General features: G+C 72.6%; 22 protein-coding genes. 19 read left to right on the top strand and 3 right to left on the bottom strand.

The genetic code is table 11. From position 1 onward, the window contains the following. The first annotated feature begins 6 nt into the window (after positions 1-6). From dnaK to AC5L34_RS05900, 5 genes are all read left to right on the top strand, one after another. Positions 7-1,887, top strand: a complete 1,881-nt coding sequence (gene dnaK / locus AC5L34_RS05920; protein WP_441173788.1) for a molecular chaperone DnaK — start codon at positions 7-9, stop codon at positions 1,885-1,887. A 47-nt stretch (positions 1,888-1,934) separates the two neighbouring features. Next, positions 1,935-2,663 carry a nucleotide exchange factor GrpE gene (gene grpE, locus AC5L34_RS05915; protein WP_363892215.1) on the top strand — a complete coding sequence of 243 codons (729 nt, stop codon included), beginning with the start codon at positions 1,935-1,937 and terminating at the stop codon, positions 2,661-2,663. Positions 2,664-2,747: 84 nt separating this feature from the next. Next, positions 2,748-3,941 (top strand): molecular chaperone DnaJ, encoded by a 1,194-nt coding sequence (gene dnaJ, locus AC5L34_RS05910; protein ID WP_441173787.1) that lies wholly within the window; start codon positions 2,748-2,750, stop codon positions 3,939-3,941. A gap of 46 nt (positions 3,942-3,987) precedes the next feature. Beyond that, positions 3,988-4,425: a heat shock protein transcriptional repressor HspR gene (locus AC5L34_RS05905; RefSeq protein ID WP_089002673.1), complete on the top strand. Its 438-nt coding sequence runs from the start codon at positions 3,988-3,990 to the stop codon at positions 4,423-4,425. A gap of 403 nt (positions 4,426-4,828) precedes the next feature. Continuing rightward, positions 4,829-5,038 carry a hypothetical protein gene (locus tag AC5L34_RS05900; RefSeq protein ID WP_494824022.1) on the top strand — a complete coding sequence of 70 codons (210 nt, stop codon included), beginning with the start codon at positions 4,829-4,831 and terminating at the stop codon, positions 5,036-5,038. A 171-nt stretch (positions 5,039-5,209) separates the two neighbouring features. Here AC5L34_RS05900 and AC5L34_RS05895 read toward each other — a convergent pair whose 3' ends face one another. The 3 genes from AC5L34_RS05895 to AC5L34_RS05885 all read right to left on the bottom strand — a co-directional run bounded on the left by AC5L34_RS05895 (position 5,210) and on the right by AC5L34_RS05885 (position 7,648). After that, a complete protein-coding gene (locus tag AC5L34_RS05895; RefSeq protein ID WP_441173785.1) occupies positions 5,210-5,641 on the bottom strand; it encodes a hypothetical protein in 432 nt (143 codons plus the stop codon). Positions 5,642-5,934: 293 nt separating this feature from the next. Continuing rightward, complete coding sequence (locus AC5L34_RS05890; protein WP_494824020.1) at positions 5,935-7,140, bottom strand: cation:proton antiporter; 1,206 nt, start codon at positions 7,138-7,140, stop codon at positions 5,935-5,937. A 7-nt stretch (positions 7,141-7,147) separates the two neighbouring features. Further along, positions 7,148-7,648: a cation:proton antiporter regulatory subunit gene (locus tag AC5L34_RS05885; RefSeq protein ID WP_121397280.1), complete on the bottom strand. Its 501-nt coding sequence runs from the start codon at positions 7,646-7,648 to the stop codon at positions 7,148-7,150. Between the two features lie 262 nt (positions 7,649-7,910). Between AC5L34_RS05885 and clpB the strand changes: the two genes are divergently transcribed. The 14 genes from clpB (at position 7,911) to AC5L34_RS05815 (ending at position 20,008) form a co-directional block, all read left to right on the top strand. Continuing rightward, positions 7,911-10,502, top strand: coding sequence for an ATP-dependent chaperone ClpB (clpB, locus tag AC5L34_RS05880; RefSeq protein WP_494824019.1), 2,592 nt, complete (start codon positions 7,911-7,913; stop codon positions 10,500-10,502). 107 nt (positions 10,503-10,609) lie between these two features. Continuing rightward, positions 10,610-10,990, top strand: a complete 381-nt coding sequence (locus tag AC5L34_RS05875) for a hypothetical protein (protein WP_441173782.1) — start codon at positions 10,610-10,612, stop codon at positions 10,988-10,990. A gap of 70 nt (positions 10,991-11,060) precedes the next feature. After that, positions 11,061-11,885, top strand: a complete 825-nt coding sequence (locus AC5L34_RS05870) for a hypothetical protein (protein ID WP_441173781.1) — start codon at positions 11,061-11,063, stop codon at positions 11,883-11,885. 118 nt (positions 11,886-12,003) lie between these two features. Next, entirely contained in the window at positions 12,004-12,630 is a 627-nt protein-coding gene (locus tag AC5L34_RS05865; protein ID WP_441173780.1) for a DUF4178 domain-containing protein, read from the top strand. Next, complete coding sequence (locus AC5L34_RS05860; RefSeq protein WP_441173779.1) at positions 12,630-13,136, top strand: DUF2617 family protein; 507 nt, start codon at positions 12,630-12,632, stop codon at positions 13,134-13,136. Before AC5L34_RS05865 ends, AC5L34_RS05860 begins: the two co-directional genes overlap by 1 nt. Further along, positions 13,133-13,558, top strand: coding sequence for a DUF4247 domain-containing protein (locus tag AC5L34_RS05855; protein WP_441173778.1), 426 nt, complete (start codon positions 13,133-13,135; stop codon positions 13,556-13,558). Before AC5L34_RS05860 ends, AC5L34_RS05855 begins: the two co-directional genes overlap by 4 nt. A 31-nt stretch (positions 13,559-13,589) precedes the next feature. Then, positions 13,590-14,012, top strand: a complete 423-nt coding sequence (locus tag AC5L34_RS05850; RefSeq protein WP_363622600.1) for a DUF350 domain-containing protein — start codon at positions 13,590-13,592, stop codon at positions 14,010-14,012. Continuing rightward, a complete protein-coding gene (locus AC5L34_RS05845; protein ID WP_441173777.1) occupies positions 14,012-14,812 on the top strand; it encodes a hypothetical protein in 801 nt (266 codons plus the stop codon). The genes AC5L34_RS05850 and AC5L34_RS05845 overlap by 1 nt, the downstream gene beginning before the upstream one ends. Then, positions 14,809-16,380: a polyamine aminopropyltransferase gene (locus AC5L34_RS05840; protein ID WP_494824015.1), complete on the top strand. Its 1,572-nt coding sequence runs from the start codon at positions 14,809-14,811 to the stop codon at positions 16,378-16,380. Before AC5L34_RS05845 ends, AC5L34_RS05840 begins: the two co-directional genes overlap by 4 nt. A gap of 114 nt (positions 16,381-16,494) precedes the next feature. Next, on the top strand, positions 16,495-17,310 hold the full coding sequence (locus AC5L34_RS05835; protein WP_494824014.1) for a hypothetical protein: 816 nt from the start codon (positions 16,495-16,497) through the stop codon (positions 17,308-17,310). 73 nt (positions 17,311-17,383) lie between these two features. Next, positions 17,384-18,046, top strand: coding sequence for a hypothetical protein (locus tag AC5L34_RS05830; RefSeq protein ID WP_441173774.1), 663 nt, complete (start codon positions 17,384-17,386; stop codon positions 18,044-18,046). 9 nt (positions 18,047-18,055) lie between these two features. Further along, a complete protein-coding gene (locus tag AC5L34_RS05825) occupies positions 18,056-18,865 on the top strand; it encodes an SDR family NAD(P)-dependent oxidoreductase (RefSeq protein ID WP_441173773.1) in 810 nt (269 codons plus the stop codon). A 168-nt stretch (positions 18,866-19,033) separates the two neighbouring features. Then, on the top strand, positions 19,034-19,573 hold the full coding sequence (gene pyrE, locus AC5L34_RS05820; RefSeq protein WP_089002659.1) for an orotate phosphoribosyltransferase: 540 nt from the start codon (positions 19,034-19,036) through the stop codon (positions 19,571-19,573). A gap of 57 nt (positions 19,574-19,630) precedes the next feature. Then, positions 19,631-20,008 carry an ArsR/SmtB family transcription factor gene (locus tag AC5L34_RS05815; protein WP_089002658.1) on the top strand — a complete coding sequence of 126 codons (378 nt, stop codon included), beginning with the start codon at positions 19,631-19,633 and terminating at the stop codon, positions 20,006-20,008. The last annotated feature ends 49 nt before the right edge of the window (positions 20,009-20,057 follow it).

Genomic DNA, 20,057 nt, shown 5'->3' with positions numbered 1-20,057 from the left:
GCGAAGATGGCACGTGCGGTCGGTATCGACCTCGGCACGACGAACTCCTGCGTCAGCGTCCTGGAGGGCGGTGAGCCCACCGTCATCGCCAACGCTGAAGGCTCGCGGACGACCCCGTCGATCGTCGCGTTCGCCCGCAACGGCGAGGTGCTCGTCGGTGAGGTCGCCAAGCGCCAGGCGGTGACCAACCCGGACCGGACGATCCGCTCGGTCAAGCGGGAGATCGGCACCAACTGGTCCGTCGACATCGACGGCAAGAAGTACACCCCGCAGGAGATCTCGGCCCGCACGCTGATGAAGCTCAAGCGGGACGCCGAGGCGTACCTGGGCGAGCAGATCACCGACGCGGTGATCACCGTCCCGGCCTACTTCAACGACGGCCAGCGCCAGGCCACCAAGGAGGCCGGCGAGATCGCCGGCTTCAACGTGCTGCGGATCGTGAACGAGCCGACCGCGGCGGCCCTGGCGTACGGGCTGGACAAGGGCTCCAAGGAGCAGACCGTCCTGGTCTTCGACCTCGGCGGCGGCACCTTCGACGTGTCGCTGCTGGAGCTGGCCGAGGGCGTCGTCGAGGTCAAGTCGACCAGCGGTGACAACAACCTCGGTGGCGACGACTGGGACCAGCGGATCATCGACCACCTGGTGAAGACCTTCCGCGGCGAGCACGGCATCGACCTGGGCCAGGACAAGATGGCCCTCCAGCGGCTCCGCGAGGCGGCCGAGAAGGCCAAGATCGAGCTGTCCGCCGCCACCACCACCAACATCAACCTGCCGTACATCACCGCCGGCGCGGCGGGCCCGCTGCACCTCGACGTGACGCTCAGCCGGGCCGAGTTCCAGCGGATGACGCAGGACCTGCTGGACCGCTGCAAGGGCCCGTTCGAGCAGGCCGTCAAGGACGCCGGCATCAAGGTCTCCGACGTCGAGCACGTCATCATGGTCGGCGGCTCGACCCGGATGCCGGCCGTGACCGACCTGGTCAAGCAGCTCACCGGCAAGGAGCCCAACAAGGGCGTCAACCCGGACGAGGTCGTCGCCGTCGGCGCCGCCCTCCAGGCCGGTGTGCTCAAGGGCGAGGTCAAGGACGTCCTGCTGCTCGACGTGACCCCGCTGAGCCTGGGCATCGAGACCAAGGGCGGCATCTTCACCAAGCTGATCGAGCGCAACACCACCATCCCGACCAAGCGCTCCGAGGTCTTCACCACGGCGGACGACAACCAGCCGTCGGTGCTGATCCAGGTGTTCCAGGGCGAGCGGGAGATCGCGGCCTACAACAAGAAGCTCGGCACCTTCGAGCTGACCGGCCTCCCGCCGGCGCCGCGCGGCGTGCCGCAGATCGAGGTCACCTTCGACATCGACGCCAACGGCATCGTCAACGTCCACGCCAAGGACCTCGGCACCGGCAAGGAACAGAAGATGACGATCACCGGCGGCTCCTCGCTGCCGAAGGACGACATCGAGCGGATGCGCCGCGACGCCGAGGAGCACGCCGAGGACGACAAGCGTCGCCGCGAGGAGGCCGAGACCCGCAACCTGGCCGAGGCGCTCCAGTGGCAGACCGAGAAGTTCCTGGCCGAGAGCGGCGACAAGCTGCCGTCGGAGTCCCGTGATCAGATCAACGAGGCGCTCGGCGAACTGCGTGGCGCGCTCGGCGGCCAGGACATCGAGAAGATCAAGTCGGCGCACGAGAAGCTGGCGCAGGTCTCCCAGCAGGCCGGCTCGCTGCTCTACAACCAGCAGGGCGAGCAGCCGGGCGAGGCCGGCCCGGGTGCGGCGGGTGCCGCCGGCGCCGGGGCGACCGGTGGCCCGCAGGCCGGCGGCTCCGCCGGTGGCGCGGACGACGTGGTCGACGCGGAGATCGTGGACGAGGACAAGGACAAGAAGTGACGGTTCGTCCCGGACACGAAACCACGGCAGAGGGATGAGGTAGCCCCATGACGGAGAAGCCACGAGCTGCCGACCCGGGTGCGACCGGGTCGGCGCCGGGTGGCTCCGCGCCCGCTGAGCAGGCCGGCGACGGGCCGCGGGTCGTCATCCGTAACAACCGCAAGATCAGCGAGACGTCCGAACCGGCCGCCGCCGACGCCGGTTCGGACGCCCCCGCCGAGGGCCTGGTCGAGGAGTCCGAGGTCGTCGTCGACGAGATCGAGGTCGAGGCGGCCGAGGTGACCGGCCCGCCGGTGGTGGACGCCCCGGCGCAGCCGGTCGACGGTGGTCCGACCGCGTTCGGCGCCGAACTCGAGGCGCTGCGCAAGGATCTCGACGAGCGGACCCGGGACCTCCAGCGGGTGACGGCGGAGTACGCCAACTACCGCAAGCGGGTGGACCGGGACAAGGGCCTGGTCACCGAGCAGGCGACCGGCGCGGTGCTCGCCGCGCTGCTGCCGATCCTCGACGACCTGGACCGGGCCCGCGAGCACGGCGACCTGGTCGGCCCGTTCGGCACCGTGGCCGAACAGCTCGTCACGGCGCTCGGCAAGTTCGGGCTGACCCCGTTCGGCGAGCAGGGCGACCCGTTCGACCCGACCCGGCACGAGGCGGTCGCCCACCAGACGTCGGCCGACGTCACCGAGCCCACCTGTGTACAGGTGATGCGTCGGGGCTACCAGGTCGGTGAGCGGCTGTTGCGGCCCGCGATGGTCGCGGTTGCCGACCCGGAGTAGTGCCGTACGACGACCGGACCGTCCCGCCCGCCCGTCGAGGGCAGGCGGGACGGTCGGTCCCCAGCTAGGGAAGGGGGTGGACCGGTGAGTTCCAAGGACTGGATCGAGAAGGACTTCTACGCCGTGCTGGGCGTGGACAAGGCCGCCTCCGCCGACGACGTCAAGAAGGCGTACCGGAAGGTGGCCCGGGATTCGCACCCGGACCACAACCCCGGCGACCCGAAGGCCGAGGAGCGTTTCAAGGCCGCCTCCGAGGCGTACGCCGTCCTCGGCGACGACGCCAAGCGGCGGGAGTACGACGAGCTGCGGTCGCTGTTCGGCTCGGGCGCCTTCCGCCGTGGCGCCCGTGGCGCCGGCCAGCCCGGCGGCGTGCCGTTCGACGTCTCCGACCTGTTCGGGGGCGCCGCCGGCGGAGGCGGTGACCGCCGCTTCGGCGGGGCCGGCTTCCAGGACCTGTTCAGTTCGATCTTCTCGGGCGGTGCCGGCGGTCCCGCCGGTGGGGCGGCGGCCCGTGGCCCGGCCCGGGGGCGGGACATCGAGGCCGAGGTGGCCCTCGACTTCGGCGACGCCGTACGCGGGGTGACGTTCCCGCTGACGCTGCGCGCCCCCGGGGTGTGCGACACCTGCCACGGCAACGGGGCCAAGCCCGGCACCTCGCCGCGCACCTGCCAGGTGTGCCACGGGGCCGGGGTGACCAACCGCAACCAGGGGTCGTTCAGCTTCTCCGAACCGTGCCGCAACTGCCAGGGCGTGGGCACGGTCGTGGACGAGAAGTGCCCCGAGTGCCAGGGCACCGGCGGGGTGACCAAGACCCGCACGTTGAACGTCCGCTTCCCGGCCGGCGTGGCGGACGGCCAGAAGATCCGGCTGGCCGGGCGGGGCGAGCCCGGCGCGCGGGGTGGCCCGGCGGGCGACCTCTTCGTACACGTGAAGGTGCGGCCGGACGAGCTCTTCGGGCGTACCGGCGACGACCTCACGCTGACGGTGCCGGTCACCTTCGCGGAGGCCGTGCTCGGCACGGACCTGCGGGTGCCCACCCTCGACGGCACGGTGACCCTGCGGGTGCCACCGGGCACGCCGAGCGGCCGGATCCTGCGGGCCCGGGGCAAGGGGGTGGTCCGCCGGGACGGCCAGGCGGGCGACCTGCTCGTGACGCTCGACGTGGTGGTGCCCGCGAAGGTGTCCGACGAGGCGCGTGCGGCGTTGGAGAGCTTCGCCGCGCAGACCCCGCCGGCCGCCCGGGAACATCTCGAGGCGCGGGTACGTCGATTCAGTTGACCCGGTGTTCAGTCGGCTCGGTGGAGCGCACGCGGAGGTGAGCGGGATGTCGGACGAGTTCGTCGGCTCGAGTGACCCTGCCTACGAGGCCAAGGTGCTGATGATCTCGGTGGCGGCGCGGATGGCGGGGATGCACCCGCAGACCCTGCGCCAGTACGACCGGTTGGGCCTCGTCCAGCCGGGACGGGCAGCCGGTGGCGGGCGGCGCTACAGCGTCCGCGACGTGGTGCTGCTGCGCGAGGTGCAGCGGCTCAGCCAGGACGACGGCATCAACCTCGCCGGGGTCAAGCGCATCATCGGGCTGGAGCGGTTGCTGGAGGAGGCGCAGCAGCGGGTGGCCCGGCTGGAGGCGGAACTGGACGCCGCGTACCGCCGGATCGCCGAACTGGAGGCGCTGGCCCGCTTCCCCGGCAGCGACCTGGTGCCGACCAACCGCACCTCCACCGCGCTGGTGGTCTGGCGTCCGCGCCGCCCCGAGCGCTGACGACACCGCACCGCATCGCGCCCGGCCGCCCTTTCGCGGCCGGGCGCGACCGTCTTCCCGGCCCGCCCGGCGGCCCCGCGCGGTCTGCGGGCCGACCCGTCGGTCCCGCGCGGTTGCGCAGCCCCGGCGGGTTCTGCGGGCGCTTGTGCCGGCCGGGCGGCTCCGCACGGCTTGCGCCGTCCCATGAGGGTTCGGCGCGCCTTGCCCCGGGCCTTTGCCCCAGGCCTTTGCGCCGGTCGGGCGTCGTCGAGTGGAACACCACGGGTGTCACCGCCCTCGGATGACAGCCGTGGTGTTCCACTCGCGCGCGGTTGCGGGTTCGCCCGCGCGGAAGGTGCCGGATCGGCTAACCTGCGAATCAGGTCCAACCCGCTTAATCCGGACTCCAATGGCAGGGGGAGCCATGACGGAAGCCGCGCGGAAGGTTGCCGAGCAGACGGAGGAACGGCTCCAGGAGGTGGCGAAGAACGCCCGGGAGAGGTTCGACCGGGTCACCGAGGGCCGCTTCACCGACAAGGTCGAGAACGGCGCGTTCGCCGACCGGGCCGACCACGGCACCGACCAGGAGCGTGACCGGGCGGGACGCCGCGAGCAGGGCGGATCGGAACACTGACGATCCGCCGACGTGCGGGCCGGGACCCACGGGGGGTCCCGGCCCGTTCGCCGTTTCGGGGCCGGGACGCCGTGGGGTTCCCTGTGGGGGTCGCGGCTTGTTCGCCGTTTCGGGGCCGGGACGCCGTGGGGTTCCCTGCGGGGGTCCCGGCCCGTTCGCCCGATCCTGGGTTCAGGCGATGCGGCGGTTCTCCCGGACCAGGCCGCCCTCGCACCAGTCCCGGTAGACGAAGAGTTCCGGGCGGGCGAGCAACGCCCGGCTGTTGTACGCCCAGGTGCGCATCAGGTCGTCGCCGTTGCGTTCGGCCTGCTCCACCAGCTTGCGGAAGCGCCGCTTCGGGTGGGCGCGGAAGTTCGTCCGGATGCCGTCGGCGGCGTAGATGTAGAGGCAGTGCAGCGCGAAGCGGCGCGCCGGGCAGGACTGGTCCATCGCCAGGTCGAAGAGCACCGCCACCAGCCGGTCGCCGGAGACCAGCAGGTCCCAGTCGGGCGGCATCGACGTGAGCGGTACGGAGTCGGGCTGGTAGGCCCAGGCGCGCAGCTCGGTGGGGCTCGGGTCGACGGGGTTGGCGAAGCCGTGGAACGTCGACTCCTGCACGCTCACGGCCAACCTTCCGCTCTCGTCCGCAGGGGGCGTCGGCCACCCGCGAGCTCTGGCTGCTGGGGCGAAACGGTAACCCGGAGCGCTGTTCGGCGGTAGACCCCGCGGGGAGCAATTCGACATCCGTCGGCTGAGGGCCGGGCCGACCGTACGGTCGATCCGGCCCCCCGGCCGAGCACTCGGCCCACGGCCCACGGCCCACGGCCCACGGCCCACGGCCCACGGCCCACGGCCCACGGCCCACGGCCCACGGCCCACGGCTGCGGGCTCGGCCCTCGGCCCTCGGCCGATGACGGTCAGTCCGGTACGGCTGCCGGCCTGGCCTGCTGGGCGGCGCCGCGCTGCCGCAGCCAGCGCTTGAACCACGCGAAGTCGGGCAGGCGTGCCAGCATCGGCCCGGTCACCACGGTGAGCAGCACGTACGCCGTCGCGAGCGCCGCCAGTTTCGGCTCGACGCTGCCTGCGGCCACCGCGAGGCCCGCGATGACGATGGAGAACTCACCCCGTGGCACGAGGGCCAGGCCGGCGCGCCATCGACCGGGCTCGCCGATGCCGACCCGGCGGGCGGCCAGGTAGCCGGTGAGCGTCTTCGTCCCCATGGTGACGATGGCCAGCGCGAGCGCGGGCAGCAGCACCGGCGGGATGTCCCGGGGGTCGGTGACCAGCCCGAAGAAGACGAAGAAGACCGCGGCGAAGAGGTCCCGCAGCGGCGTGAGCAGCTCCGTGGCGTGGTGCGCCACCGGCCCGGAGAGCGCGATGCCGACCAGGAACGCCCCGACCGCCGCCGACACCTGGAGCTTCGCCGCGATGCCGGCCACCAGCAGGGTCATCCCGAGTACGCCGAGCAGCAGCGCCTCCGGGTCCTTCGCCGACATGGCGGTGGAGATCAGGTTGCCGTACCGGATGGCGACCACCAGCACCAGGAGCACGGTGCCGACCGCGACCACGAGCGTGAGGCCACCCCCGAGCAGGCCGCTGCCGGCGAGCACCGCCGTCAGCAGGGGCAGGTAGAACGCCATGGCGAGGTCCTCGATCACCAGGATCGAGAGGATCACGGGGGTCTCCCGGTTACCGAGGCGGCCCAGGTCGGAGAGGACCTTGGCGATCACCCCGGAGGAGGAGATCCAGGTGATGCCGGCCAGCACCAGGGCGGCGACCCAGTCCCAGCCGAGCAGCAGCGCGAACGCCGCCCCCGGCAGGGCGTTCAGCACCCCGTCGATCAGCCCGGCGGGGGCGGCGGCGCGCAGGTTGCCGACGAGCTCGTTGGCCGAGTACTCGAGACCGAGCATCACCAGCAGCAGGATCACGCCGATCTCCGCGCCGACCGCGAAGAATTCCTCGCTGGCGTTGAGGGTGAGCAGGCCACCGTGCCCGAAGGCGAGGCCGGCGAGCAGGTACAGGGGGATGGGCGAAAGGCCGATCCGGCGGCTCAGCCGGCCGAGGAGACCGAGCAGGAACAGCAGCGCGCCGACCTCGACGAGCAGGGTTGTCGTTTCGTGCATCCGGGCCTCAGCCGTCCGGGTCGCTGTCGGCGAGGATGGCTGTCACTCCGTCGAGACCCTTGCGGGTCCCGACGACGACCACCACGTCGCCTGCGGCGAAGCGGAAGGACGGATCCGGCGAGGCGATCACCTCGCCGTGGCGCAGCACCGCGACGATCGAGGCGCTCGTGCGGGAGCGTGCCTGCGTGTCACCGAGCTTGCGGTTGACGTACTTCGACCCGGCCGGAATGGCGATCTGCTCGGTGAGCAGCCCGGCGGCCTGGTCGCGCAGCCCGGAGAGCTGGCCGAGCATCAGGGACGCGCCGAGGATGTCGGCGAGCGCCTCCGCCTCGTCGTCGGTCAGCGGTATGTCGTGCTGACATGAGTCGGGATCGTCCGGGTCGTACAGGACGAGGTCACGGCGGCCATTGCGGTGGGAGACGACGCCGAGGCGGCGGCCGGATTCCGTCAGTAGATCGTGACGGACCCCGATGCCGGGCAGGGCGGTCTGTTCGACACGTACGCGCACGGCGGTCAGGCTACTCCCCGCTGTCACCTGCGAATATCGTCAGGAGGCCGGTTGCCGCTCAGTGATCCGCCGGTATCCGTTTGCCACGGACGGACGCCCGTGCCCGGCCGCGAGGATGGCGTACGGCATCGGGGTGTGCCGCGACCGCCCGGCGGACGCCCGGGGTGGTAGGTGTGATCCGGCTCACGCCGCCAGGGTTGAGCGGAATAGGCTCAACTCTGGTTGTGTCCTTCTCAGTGGACACGCCGATCCGGGGGAGCCCATGAACACGGAACGTCTCACCACCAAGAGCCGCGAAGCCATCACCGGTGCCGTCGCGCTGGCGAACCAGCGCGGGCACGCCACCGTGGAGCCCTGGCACCTGCTGCTGTCACTGCTGGACACCGACGGCTCGACCGCCGCCGGCCTGCTGCGCGCCGTCGGGGCCGACCCCGCCGAGCTGCGCCGGGTCGCCCAGCGCTCGGTCGACAACCTGCCCGCCGCCCGGGGCTCCAGCATCGCCGAGCCGACCCTGGCCCGGGAGTTCGTCAACGCCATCGGGGCCGCCGAGCAGATCGCCCGGCCGCTCGGCGACGAGTACACCTCCACCGAGCACCTGCTCGCCGGCCTGGCCCGCGTGGGCGGGGCGGTGTCGAACGCGCTCAAGTCCGCCGGCGTCACCGAGGAGACGCTGGTCGCCGCGTTCCCGTCGGTACGCGGCGGGGACCGCCGGGTCACCAGCGCCGACCCCGAGCAGACCTACCAGGCCCTGGCCAAGTACGGCGTGGACCTGACCGCGAGCGCCCGCGACGGCAAGATCGACCCGGTCATCGGCCGGGACTCGGAGATCCGCCGGGTGATCCAGGTGTTGTCCCGCCGCACCAAGAACAATCCGGTGCTCATCGGTGAGCCGGGCGTCGGCAAGACCGCCATCGTGGAGGGCCTGGCCCAGCGGATCGTCGCCGGCGACGTGCCCGAGTCGCTGCGGGACAAGAAGCTCGTCTCCCTCGACCTCGGCGCGATGGTCGCCGGGGCGTCGTACCGGGGCCAGTTCGAGGAGCGGCTGAAGTCCGTCCTGGAGGAGATCAAGAACTCCGACGGGCAGGTCATCACCTTCCTCGACGAGCTGCACACCGTCGTCGGCGCCGGCAAGGGCGAAGGCTCGATGGACGCCGGCAACATGCTCAAGCCGATGCTGGCCCGCGGCGAGCTGCGGATGGTCGGCGCCACCACGCTGGACGAGTACCGCGAGCACATCGAGAAGGACCCGGCCCTGGAGCGCCGCTTCCAGCCGGTGCTGGTCGGCGAGCCGACCATCGAGGACACCATCGGCATCCTGCGCGGCCTGAAGGAGCGCTACGAGGTGCACCACGGCGTACGCATCACCGACGCCGCGCTGGTCGCCGCCGCCTCCCTGTCGGACCGCTACATCACCGACCGGTTCCTGCCCGACAAGGCGATCGACCTGGTCGACGAGTCCGCGTCCCGGCTCCGGATGGAGATCGACTCCCGGCCGGTCGAGGTGGACGAGATCGAGCGGGCGGTGCGCCGGCTCGAGATCGAGGAGATGGCGCTGGCCAAGGAGCCGGACGCCGCCTCCGCCGAGCGGCTGGAGCGGCTGCGCAAGGAGCTGGCCGACAAGCGCGAGCAGCTCACCGCCCTGTCGGAGCGCTGGCAGCTGGAGAAGAGCCACATCACCAAGCTCTCCACCGCCAAGGAGGAGCTGGAGCGGCTCGGCGGCGAGGCCGAGCGGGCCGAGCGCGACGGCGAGCTGGAGCGCGCCGCCGAGCTGCGCTACGGCCGCATCCCCGCCCTCAAGGCCGAGCTGAAGCAGGCCGAGGAGGAGCTGGCCCGCCTCCAGGCCGAAGGCGCGATGCTCAAGGAGGAGGTCGGCGCCGACGACATCGCCGCCGTGGTCGCCTCCTGGACCGGCATCCCCGCCGGGCGGCTGTTGGAGGGCGAGACCGCCAAGCTGCTGCGGATGGAGGAGTCGCTCGGCGCCCGGGTGGTCGGTCAGGCCGAGGCGGTCGGCTCCGTCTCCGACGCGGTACGCCGCGCCCGGGCCGGAGTCGCCGACCCCGATCGCCCGACCGGCAGCTTCCTCTTCCTCGGCCCGACCGGCGTCGGCAAGACCGAGCTGGCCAAGGCGCTCGCCGAGTTCCTCTTCGACGACGAGCGGGCCATGGTCCGCATCGACATGAGCGAGTACGGCGAGAAGCACTCCGTCGCCCGGCTAGTCGGCGCCCCGCCCGGCTACGTCGGCTACGAGGAGGGCGGCCAGCTCACCGAGGCGGTGCGCCGCCGGCCGTACTCGGTGATCCTGCTGGACGAGGTCGAGAAGGCCCACCCGGACGTCTTCGACATCCTGCTCCAGGTGCTCGACGACGGTCGGCTCACCGACGGGCAGGGCCGCACGGTGGACTTCCGCAACGCGATCCTGATCCTCACCTCCAACCTGGGCTCGTCGGTGATCGGCGACCTGACGCTGGCCGAGGAGCAGCGCCGGGAGGGCGTCCTCGCGGTGGTCCGCTCGCACTTCAAGCCGGAGTTCCTCAACCGCCTCGACGACATCGTGGTCTTCGCCGCGCTACGCGGGGACGACCTGCGGGCCATCGTCGACATCCAGCTCGACCGGATGCGAGCCCGTCTCGCCGACCGTCGGTTGGCACTGGAGATCAGCGACGCCGCCCGCGTGTGGCTCGCCGAGCACGGCTACGACCCGATCTACGGCGCCCGCCCGTTGCGTCGCCTGGTCCAGACGGCGATCGGCGACCAGCTCGCCAAGGCGCTCCTGTCGGGCCAGATCCGCGACGGCGACACGGTCAGGGTCGACCTGGCAGACACCAAGGACGCCCTGGTGGTCTCGGCAGCCTGAGGACCGCCCTCGTCGATCGGGGGGTTCGCGTCGCGGGAGCGCCGCCGAGGACGCGAACCTCTTGATCGACAGGGTGGGCGTGGGCGCGACGGGGAAGGAACAGGGACATGTTCGGGATCGGGAAGAAGCGGGACCGCGAGATCGAGGCGGCCCTCGACGAACTGCGGCAGGCCGAGACTGTGGCGTTCGGCGGCGTGGGCATCGCCGGGACGATGCTGCCGGTGACCGAGGCGTACCAGCGGGTCGAGGCGGCGCTCGCCCAGGACCCCGAGGGCGTACGCCCGCGACTCGACCGGCTGCTCGCCGAGGCGACCCCGGCCGGCCGCGTCTACGCCGCCACGCTGCTGGAGCGCGCCGACCCGTCGGCCGGGCGGGCCGCGTGGGTGGCGCTGGGCGACGATCCCGCCGAGGTCGGCACCTTCACCGGCTGCGTCATGGACCGCACCACCCTGCGCGAGTACGCGGCGCGGCGGCGCGGCGGCGCATGATCCGTCCGCCGTCCGGCGCTGCCCGTTCGGGCGTGCCGGTGGCGACCCTCAGTTCCGTAGCTTCCGTGAGATGACGCCGCCTGCCGACGCCCCGGTACGCCCGCCTCGACCCGTCACCGTCACCATCGCCTTCTGGTCACAGCTCGTCATCGTGCTGGTCCTGCTCGGCCTGGTGGCACTGGTGGTCACCCAGGCGATCCAGTGGGACGGCCAGATCGACCGAGCGGTGCGGGCGGTCCCAGACGCCGACCCGGACGAGGTGCGCGGCGAGCGGTGGAGCAACGTCACCATGGCGGTGGTGCTCGGTCTGCCCACGCTGCTGCTCGCGGGCTGGTTCGCCGCCACCGCGCGGCCGGTGCGTCGTGGCGGCAACGTCGCCCGGGTCATGGTCTTCGTGGCCGGCGGCGTCCAGCTGGTCCTCTGCTGCGCCCAGAGCCTCGTCGGGGTGCTCGTGTTCCCGCTGCTCTTCGCCTTCGGCTTCGATGACGGGCCGTACGTGGAGGGCGAATACCCGCCGGAGGGTCCTGCCGGCGCGGAGGCCGAGATCTGGGCGGAGTCGAAGTTCATCGAGGCCCTCTACGCCCGGCCCGACCCCTTCGAGGCCGTGCTGTTCCCGCTGGCCGGGCTCGGGGTACTGAGCGTGCTGCTGCTCACCGTCGCGGTGGTGCTGCTGCTGGCGCTGCCGCCCGCCCACCGGTGGTTCGTGCCCCGGACAGAGTCACCCGTCGTACCGCTGCCGCCTGGCGCGTACCCCCTGTATCCCGCCTACGCCTCGCCGACCGTGCCCGGTGCCTACGGTGCCGCCCTGCCCGGTCATCTCCGCTGCCCCGACCCGGCGGCGCATCAGCCTCCGCAGCGGCCGGAAGCCCCGGGAACAGGCCCGGCCGAGGGCTGAGCCGGCCCCGGCGCCCGGGCACGTGGCGTAACCGCGCTCTCACTCCCTGGCCAAGCAGTTTCCCCAGGTGCGCGGGGTTGTTACCGTCTCCGCCGACGTACCTGGGGAGGTGGTCGGGATGAGCGGGACGATCGCATACGTGCTGGCGGCGGTGGGCTGTCTGGTCGGGGTCGCGGGTCTGGTGGTGGCCGTGGTGGCCTGGAACCGGACGCGGTCCCGCCCGCAACAACGGGCCAAGGGGCCGGGCGACCCGCTGCGGGACCGCGACGCCGACGCGCTGCGCGGCGACCCGCGCCGCCTGAAGCCCGGCGACATCGTCGAGATCCGGGGCACCTCGTACGCGGTGCGCGGCTCGATCCGCCTCGTCGAGGGCGGCTGGAGCTGGGCGGAACACCTGCTCGACGACGCCGCCGGCGTGCGCCGCTGGCTCTCCGTGGAGGAGGACCCGGAGCTGGAGCTGGTGCTCTGGGGGGCCGAGCAGGGCGCCACCGTCACCCCGGGCGCCCCGACGATCGACTTCGCCGGCCGCCGCTACAACTGGAACGAGTCCGGCCAGGCGCGCTTCACCGCCGTCGGCAACACCGGCCTCGACCCGACCGGCACCATGCGGTACCACGACTACCAGGCGCCCGGCGGGGCCCGGCTCTCCTTCGAGGCGTACGGCGAGGCGGGCTGGGAGGTGGCGCTCGGTGAGCTGCTGCACCGCGGCGACGTGATGATCTATCCGCAGTCCGAGGTGGGCTGATGCTCGTCACCCTCGACGCCCCGTACGTCGACACCAGCGCCGCCGACCTCAGCCTCGCGCTCGACGACGTCGAGCGGCCCGCGCTGCACGTGCTCGACCTCGACCTGCCCGACGGCGTCCGGCTGCGGCTGCGGCTGCTCGGCGCCTCGCACCAGGTGGTCCTGCACGCGCCCGACGCCACGCTGACCGAGACGGTCGCCTGCCTGCCCGGCCGCCCGCCCGAGCTGCCCGGTGCGGTGCGGGACGAGGCGAGCGGCTACCACTTCACGGCGACCGTGCTGCGGCCCGCCGGCGCGGGGCTGAGCGAGCAGGTGGCCGCCCTCCGCGCCGACCTGGCCGACGACCCGTACGCCCTGGTGGGCGTGTTTCCCGGCGACGCCGACGCGGTGACCGCGCTGGCGGTCCGCCCCGACCCGCCGGCCGGCACCCTCGCCTGGCGCACCTGGCACGCGTATCCCCAGACCAACGAGCTGGTCCTGACCGAGACGGTGGTGGCACTGCGATGACGTACCGACGCTGGTTCGTGGTGGGGGTGGCGTTCGCCGTCATCGGCGCCCTGGTCGCCGCCTTCGCCATCTTCTACGGCAGCTTCTCCCCGCGCGGCTTCGTGGAGGACAAGTACAAGCGGGCGGCGAGCCAGGACATCGGCCGCAATGCCATCGCCTACACCTCGCCCCGCTCGCCGAGTCAGGTGGCGAAGGAGGTCACCGACGCGTGGCAGCCGGCCGACCAGTACGTCGACGGCAGCGGCGTGTACCTGCGCTACGACGACGACTCGGTGGTGATCCTGCCCATCGCCGCCGGCTCGGTGATCCTGCTGGAGCGCATGAGCACCGCCTATCCCCGCTACCACTCCACGGTCGGCTCCCACTGGGGCTGGGGCCGTGGCAGCACCGTCCGGGGCGGCGGCCCCGGCAGCGGCAAGTGACGCACCGACCCCCCTCACCCTGGAGCCTCCTGTGCAGACCCTCGTCACCGATCTGCTGGTCACCCTCGCCTACGGGGCGGTCGGCGTCCTGCTGATGGGTATCGGCTACGTCCTGGTGGACCTCGCCACCCCCGGCCGGCTCAACCAGCTGATCTGGACCGAGCGCAACCGCAACGCGGCGCTGCTGCTCGCCTCCAACCTGGCCGGCGTCGGCATCATCGTGGTCGCCGCGATCGCCGCCAGCGACGACGACTTCGTGCTCGGCATCGTCGGCGCGTCCGCGTACGGGGTCCTGGGCCTGGTCATCATGGCGGCGGCGTTCGTGCTGCTCGACGTGGCCACGCCGGGCAAGCTCGGCGAGATCCTGGTCGACCAGCAGCCGCACCCGGCGGTCTGGGTCTCCGCCGTCGTGCACCTCGCCACCGGCGCGATCATCGCCGCCGCGATCAGCTGATGACCGGGGCGAAGACCACCGGCGGGCAGAAGGCGGCGGGCGCGAACGCGACCAAGGGCACCTGGATCGTCTGGGTGGTCATCGGGGTGGTCGTCCTGTGCTGCGTGGGCATCGGTGTGGTCAACGGCCGCGACGGCGGGGACGACGTGCTGCCGCCGACCGCTCAGGAACGCGGCGACACCGTGCCGATCCTGCAACGCTCCAGCGACAGCCAGGGCATCTGCTACGGCTGGGTGCTGCAGGACTACTACCGCTACACCGACCTCAGCGTCGGGTCGAACCTCGGCGAGGGGGTGGCGGTCGAGGAGAACGCGGCCTGCCCGCGCTGGGTGCAGGTGGTCGCGCGGGTCGCATACACCTCGGAGAGCAGCGAGAGCAACGACTTCGCCCGCGTCACGGTGGAGACGTCCGACGACGTCCCCGCGACCGCCCGCCTACGGATGCGGAACGGGCTGGAACGGCTCGGGCTGACCGAGGACGCCTTCGTCGACGAGCCCGGCTGGGCCGTCACCCGGGCGGCCGTCTCGCTGCCGTTGCTCGCCGCCGAGGCGGGGGTGGTGGAGCCGGCGCCGACCCCGGCGGCGGCGACCGCCGAGCCGGCGCCCCTGCCCGACGCGGGTAGCGACCTCTGGCGCGACCGCTGGGGCTACCTGCTCGCCGCGATCGGCCTGCTGCTGTTCACCGCGCTGCTGTTCGCCGCCGGCTTCTGGCAGCGCGGCCGCCAGCGCCGCAAGGGCGCCGAGGGGACCGCGCGGGCGAGGGGCGTCCCGGCTCGCGGGCGTACGCCGGAGGGGCGGTGACCGTCGAGGCGCCGGCACCGCCCGCGCGGTGGCGGCTGTCCCGCGCGGCGGTGCTCGTCGCCGTCTTCGTCTGCGCCGCCTGCGGCCTGGTCTACGAGCTGGCCCTGGTGGCCCTCGGCAGCTACCTGATCGGGGACACGGTCGGGCAGGCGTCGATCGTGCTCGGCGTGATGGTGTTCGCGATGGGCGTCGGCGCGCTTGCCGCTAAGCCGTTGCAGCCCCGGGCCGCCGCCGCGTTCGCCGCGATCGAGCTGGCCCTGGCCCTGCTCGGTGGCCTCTCCGTGCTCGGCCTCTACGCGGCCTTCGCGTGGCTGGACCTCTACGGCCCCGCGCTGATCGGCACCGCGTTCGTGCTCGGCCTGCTGATCGGCGCGGAGATCCCGCTGCTGATGGTGCTGCTGCAACGCATCCGGGAGCAGGCCGCCGGCAGCGCGGTGGCCGACCTGTTCGCGGCCGACTACGTCGGCGCGCTGCTCGGCGGGCTGGCCTTCCCGTTCCTGTTGCTGCCGGTCTTCGGCCAGCTCAAGGGGGCGCTGGTGGTCGGCGCGGTGAACGCCGTCGCCGGGCTCGCGCTGGTCTGCACGGTGTTCCGGCGGGAGCTGAGCCGCCGGGCGCGCGTCGCGCTCGGCGCCGGCAGCGTCGTGGTCTTCCTCAGCCTGGGGTACGCGTGGGTGACCGCGCACGACTTCGAGCTGACCGCCCGCCAGCAGCTCTACCGGGACCCGGTGGTGCACGCCGAGCGCAGCCGGTACCAGGAGATCGTGCTCACCCGCTCGGTCGCCGAGACCGGCCGCGCCGGCACCGACCTGCGGCTCTTCCTCAACGGTGACCTCCAGTTCAGCTCCGTCGACGAGTACCGCTACCACGAGGCGCTGGTGCATCCGGTGCTGAACGGCCCGCGCGGCGAGGTGCTGGTGCTGGGTGCCGGGGACGGCCTCGCCGTACGCGAGCTGCTGCGCTATCCCGACGTCCGGCGGATCACCGTGGTGGACCTGGACCCGGCGGTGGTGGCGCTGGCCCGCAGCGAGCCGCAGTTGCGCCGGCTCAACGCCGGGGCGCTCGACGACCCCCGGGTGCGGGTGGTGCACGCCGACGCGTTCGCCTGGCTGCGTACCGCCGCCGACCGGTTCGACGCGGTGGTGGCCGACCTGCCCGACCCCGACGAGACGGCCACCGCCAAGCTCTACACCGTCGAGTTCTACGCGTTGGTGCGTACGGTGCTCGCCGAGGGCGGCCGGCTGGTGGTGCAGTCCGGCTCGCCGTACTTCGCGCCCCGGTCGTACTGGTCGATCGAGGCGTCGCTGCGCGAGGCGGGCTTCGCGACCACGCCGTACCACGTCGACGTGCCGTCCTTCGGCGACTGGGGCTTCCTGCTGGCGGCCCCCGGGCCGACCGCGCCCGCCCTGGCCCTGCCGCCGGGCGCCTCCGGGCTTCGCTTCCTCGACGCGGCGACCCTGGCCGCCGCCGGCAACTTCCCGGCCGACCGCCGCCGGGTGGACGTGCCGGCCTCCACCCTGCTCCAGCCCCGGGTGCTGGAGTACGCCCGCGCGGAGTGGCGCGGCTACTGAGGCGTCGCTCTCCGGCCCTCCGGCCACCCGTCGTACGGCGGGTCGATGTCCGTCTGACGTGCCGGAGTGGCCCGACCTGGATACGGTGTGACCGCGATCTAGGGAAGGAGAATCATGGTCGATTCCCACAACACGCCGGCCCGCACCCGGCCGGGTGTGGTGACCATTTCGACGTATCTGCTGTGGCTGTTCGCGCTCACCCAGCTGATCGGCCTCATCATCACGCTGTCCACCATCGGCACCATCTCGGAGACGCTCGACGAGGCGTACCGGGGCACCGACGCCAACGGCACGCAGAACCTGGCGGACATCACCACGATGTTCGCCATCGGTGGTTCCGTCTTCGTGCTCCTGCTCGCGGTCGTGCTCGCCGTGCTCGGGGTGTTCAACAACCGGGGCAGCAACGGATCGCGGATCACCACCTGGGTGCTCGGCGGCATCATGGTCTGCTGCACGGGCGGTGGGCTGGTCAGCGGGCTGGGCGGCGGCATCGGCACCGGTCAGACGACCGGCGACGGGCCGAGCCCGGAGGAGATCCAGCGTCGTCTCGACGAGGCGCTGCCCGGCTGGGTCACCCCGGTCACCACCCTCCTCGGCGTGCTCGGGCTGCTCGCGCTGCTCGCCGCGCTGATCCTGCTGGCCCTGCCGAAGGCCAACGAGTTCTTCCGCAAGCCGAAGCAGGGCTGGGAGCCGCCGGTTCCGGGTGCGGCCTACCCGCAGGCCGGCCAGCCCGGTTACCCGCAGACCGGTCAGCCGGGTTACCCGGCCACGCCGGGCTACCCGCCGACGCCGGGGCAGCCGCAGGGCTCCGACCAGCCGGGCTACCCGCCGCCGTCCACGCCGTTCGGCGGGGACCAGCCGGGGTCGAACCCGGGTGGCGAGCAGCCCGGGTCGGACCGTCCCGGCCCGACCCCGCCGCCGGTGAGTTGACCGGTCGATAACAGCGACGCCGACGGTCCCTCCGAGTAGGTTGCAACCCGAACGCCTACCGGAGGGACTCGTCGTGTCGTACCCCGATCGGGCACCGGCCCGTCGCCCGGCCGTGGTCACGGCGGCCGTGGCGGTGCTGGCGCTGATGGCGGTCGCCGCCCTCGCGTACGCCGTCGCCGGCGTGGCGACGCGCGGCGGCACCGTCGACCGGTTCCGCGCCGACGCCGCGGAGACCTCGGCGGGCCCGGACCAGGTCGACCGGGTGGTCGGCCTGCTCGGCGTCTCCACCGTGCTGACGGCGGTGGTGAGCCTGCTCGCGGGGCTGCTCCTCGCCGGTCTCGCAGCGGGCCTGCGGGCCGGCCGCGACGGCGCCCGCACCGCGACCTGGGTGGTGGCGGGGCTGGGGCTGGTCTCCGGATGCTGTGGGCTGGCGCTGCTGATCGGCCAGCGCGCCACCCCGCTGGGCTCGGGGGAGGACGACCGGGCGACGGCGGAACTCTTCGGCCTCCTCGCCGACGCCTACCCGTCCTGGTGGATCCCGTTGGGGGCGGGGCTTTCCGTCGGCCAGGTGCTCGGTTACCTTGTGGTAGCCGTGCTGCTGGCACTGCCGGCGGCGAGCGCCTGGTTCCGCCGGCGGCCCGTGCCGGCCGCCCCGCAGCACCCCGCGCCGCCACCCGTCCAGCCCCCGCAGCAGCCGCCCGGGGCGCCGCCCGCGCCCCCGTACCCGCCGAGGTGAGGACCGCCCGTGACGCTCGACGAGCCGACCAGCGAGCGGCGGGCCCTGATCACCGGAGCGACCGCCGGCATCGGTGCCGCCTTCGCCCGCCGGTTGGCCGCCGACGGCTGGCACCTGGTGCTGGTGGCCCGCGACGCGGCCCGGCTGTCCGCGACGGCCGACGAGCTGACCGGGCGCCACGGCCGGGAGGTCGAGACGATCCCCGCCGACCTGTCCACGGACGACGGTTGCGCGACGGTGGAGCGGCGGCTGACCGGGGGCACGCCGATCGGGCTGCTGGTGAACAACGCCGGGATCAGCCTGAACACCCCGTTCCTGCGGTCGTCCGCCGAGGACGAGGCGCGGCTGCTGCGGCTCAACGTGCACGCCGTGATGCGGCTGACCCTCGCGGCCCTGCGTCCGATGACCGAGCGGCGCTCCGGGGCAGTGATAAATGTCTCTTCGGTGGCGGGGTTCGGCGCGGTCATGCCGGGCTCGACATACTCCGCCAGCAAGGCGTGGGTCACCAACTTCAGCGAGTCCGTCGGCCAGTCCGCCCGCCCCTACGGCGTACGCGTGATGGCGCTCTGCCCTGGCTACACGCGTACGGAGTTCCACGAGCGCGCCGGCATCAACATGTCGAAGACGCCGGAGTGGATGTGGCTGCGGGCCGACGACGTGGTCGACGAAGCCTTGCGTGACCTGCGGAAAGGCAAGCTGGTCAGCGTTCCGGCGTGGAAGTACAAGCTCGCCGTGGCGGGGCTGCGGCACGCGCCCAGGCGACTGCTGGAGGCGGTGTCCCGCGACACCCGGGGGCGGATCGGCCGCGACGTCGGCTGAGCGGCGGCTCGACGACGGCTCGTCGCGTCGGCCCCCGTCGATCGCCCGTTATGTCCGGCTGAACGGTCGCTCAGCGTAGCCGGTCCTCGCCACCCGAGGTCGTTCCCAGGGTTGATCCGGGTGGACCCCACACACGACGTACAGACTTGAGCAGTACCCTCTATCGGCATGGGGGACCACGACGACCTGCGTAAATTCATCACTGACCTGGCTGTGGTCCACGGCCGGGTCGTGCTCTCCTCGGGCCGCGAGGCCGACTGGTACGTCGATCTACGTCGCGTGACGCTCCATCACCAGGCGGCTCCGTTGGTGGGGCGCGTGATGCGTGACCTGACGGCCGACTGGGAATACGAAGCGGTGGGCGGGCTGACCCTCGGCGCCGACCCGGTGGCGCTGTCGATGGTGCACGCCGCGTCCGACACCGATCGCCCGGTGGACGCGTTCGTGGTTCGCAAGGCGGGAAAGACGCACGGGCTCCAGCGTCGGATCGAAGGGCCGGACGTGGCCGGCCGGCGGGTGTTGGCGGTGGAGGACACGTCCACCACCGGGGGAAGCGTGTTGACGGCGGTCGAGGCCCTTCGCGAGGTCGGGGCCGAGATCGTGGGTGTGGCGGTTATTGTTGATCGAGGCGCCGGCGACGCGGTGCGAGCCGCCGGATTGCCGTATCGGGCGGCCTTTACGTTGGCTGACCTCGGCCTTGTGGCGTAAAAGTCTGCCGATTCGGATCCGCCGATATGCAGGCGGATCGATGCTGCTGGTGGAAGGATGGAATTCGTGGGAACTGCGTTGGCTGAAATGACTATGCCTCAGATCTCGCCGCTTGCCGGCGAGCCGATCGAACGTGCCGATGCCGAGCGTCTCGCGGGGGTCCTCAAGGCCCTCGCCGACCCCGCTCGACTGCGGCTGCTCAGCCTGATCCAGTCGGCGCCCGAGGGCGAGGCGTGCGTGTGCGACCTGACCGCACCCCTCGGCCTCTCGCAGCCGACGGTCAGTCACCACCTGCGCATCCTCACCGAGGCCGGCTTGCTGGAGCGGGAGAAGCGTGGTGTCTGGGCCTACTACCGGCTGGTGCCGACGGCGATCGCCACGATCGCCGATCTGCTGACGCCGCCGCGCAAGCGCGCCACCAAGAAGGCGCGCTGACCTTCACCGATCGTCCGGTGCCATTCCCGAACGGGAACGGCACCGGACG

This window comes from Micromonospora sp. ZG13 (assembly GCF_059359355.1).
Note: the sequence above shows the minus strand (reverse complement) of the source record. Positions and strands in the feature narration are given on the sequence as shown.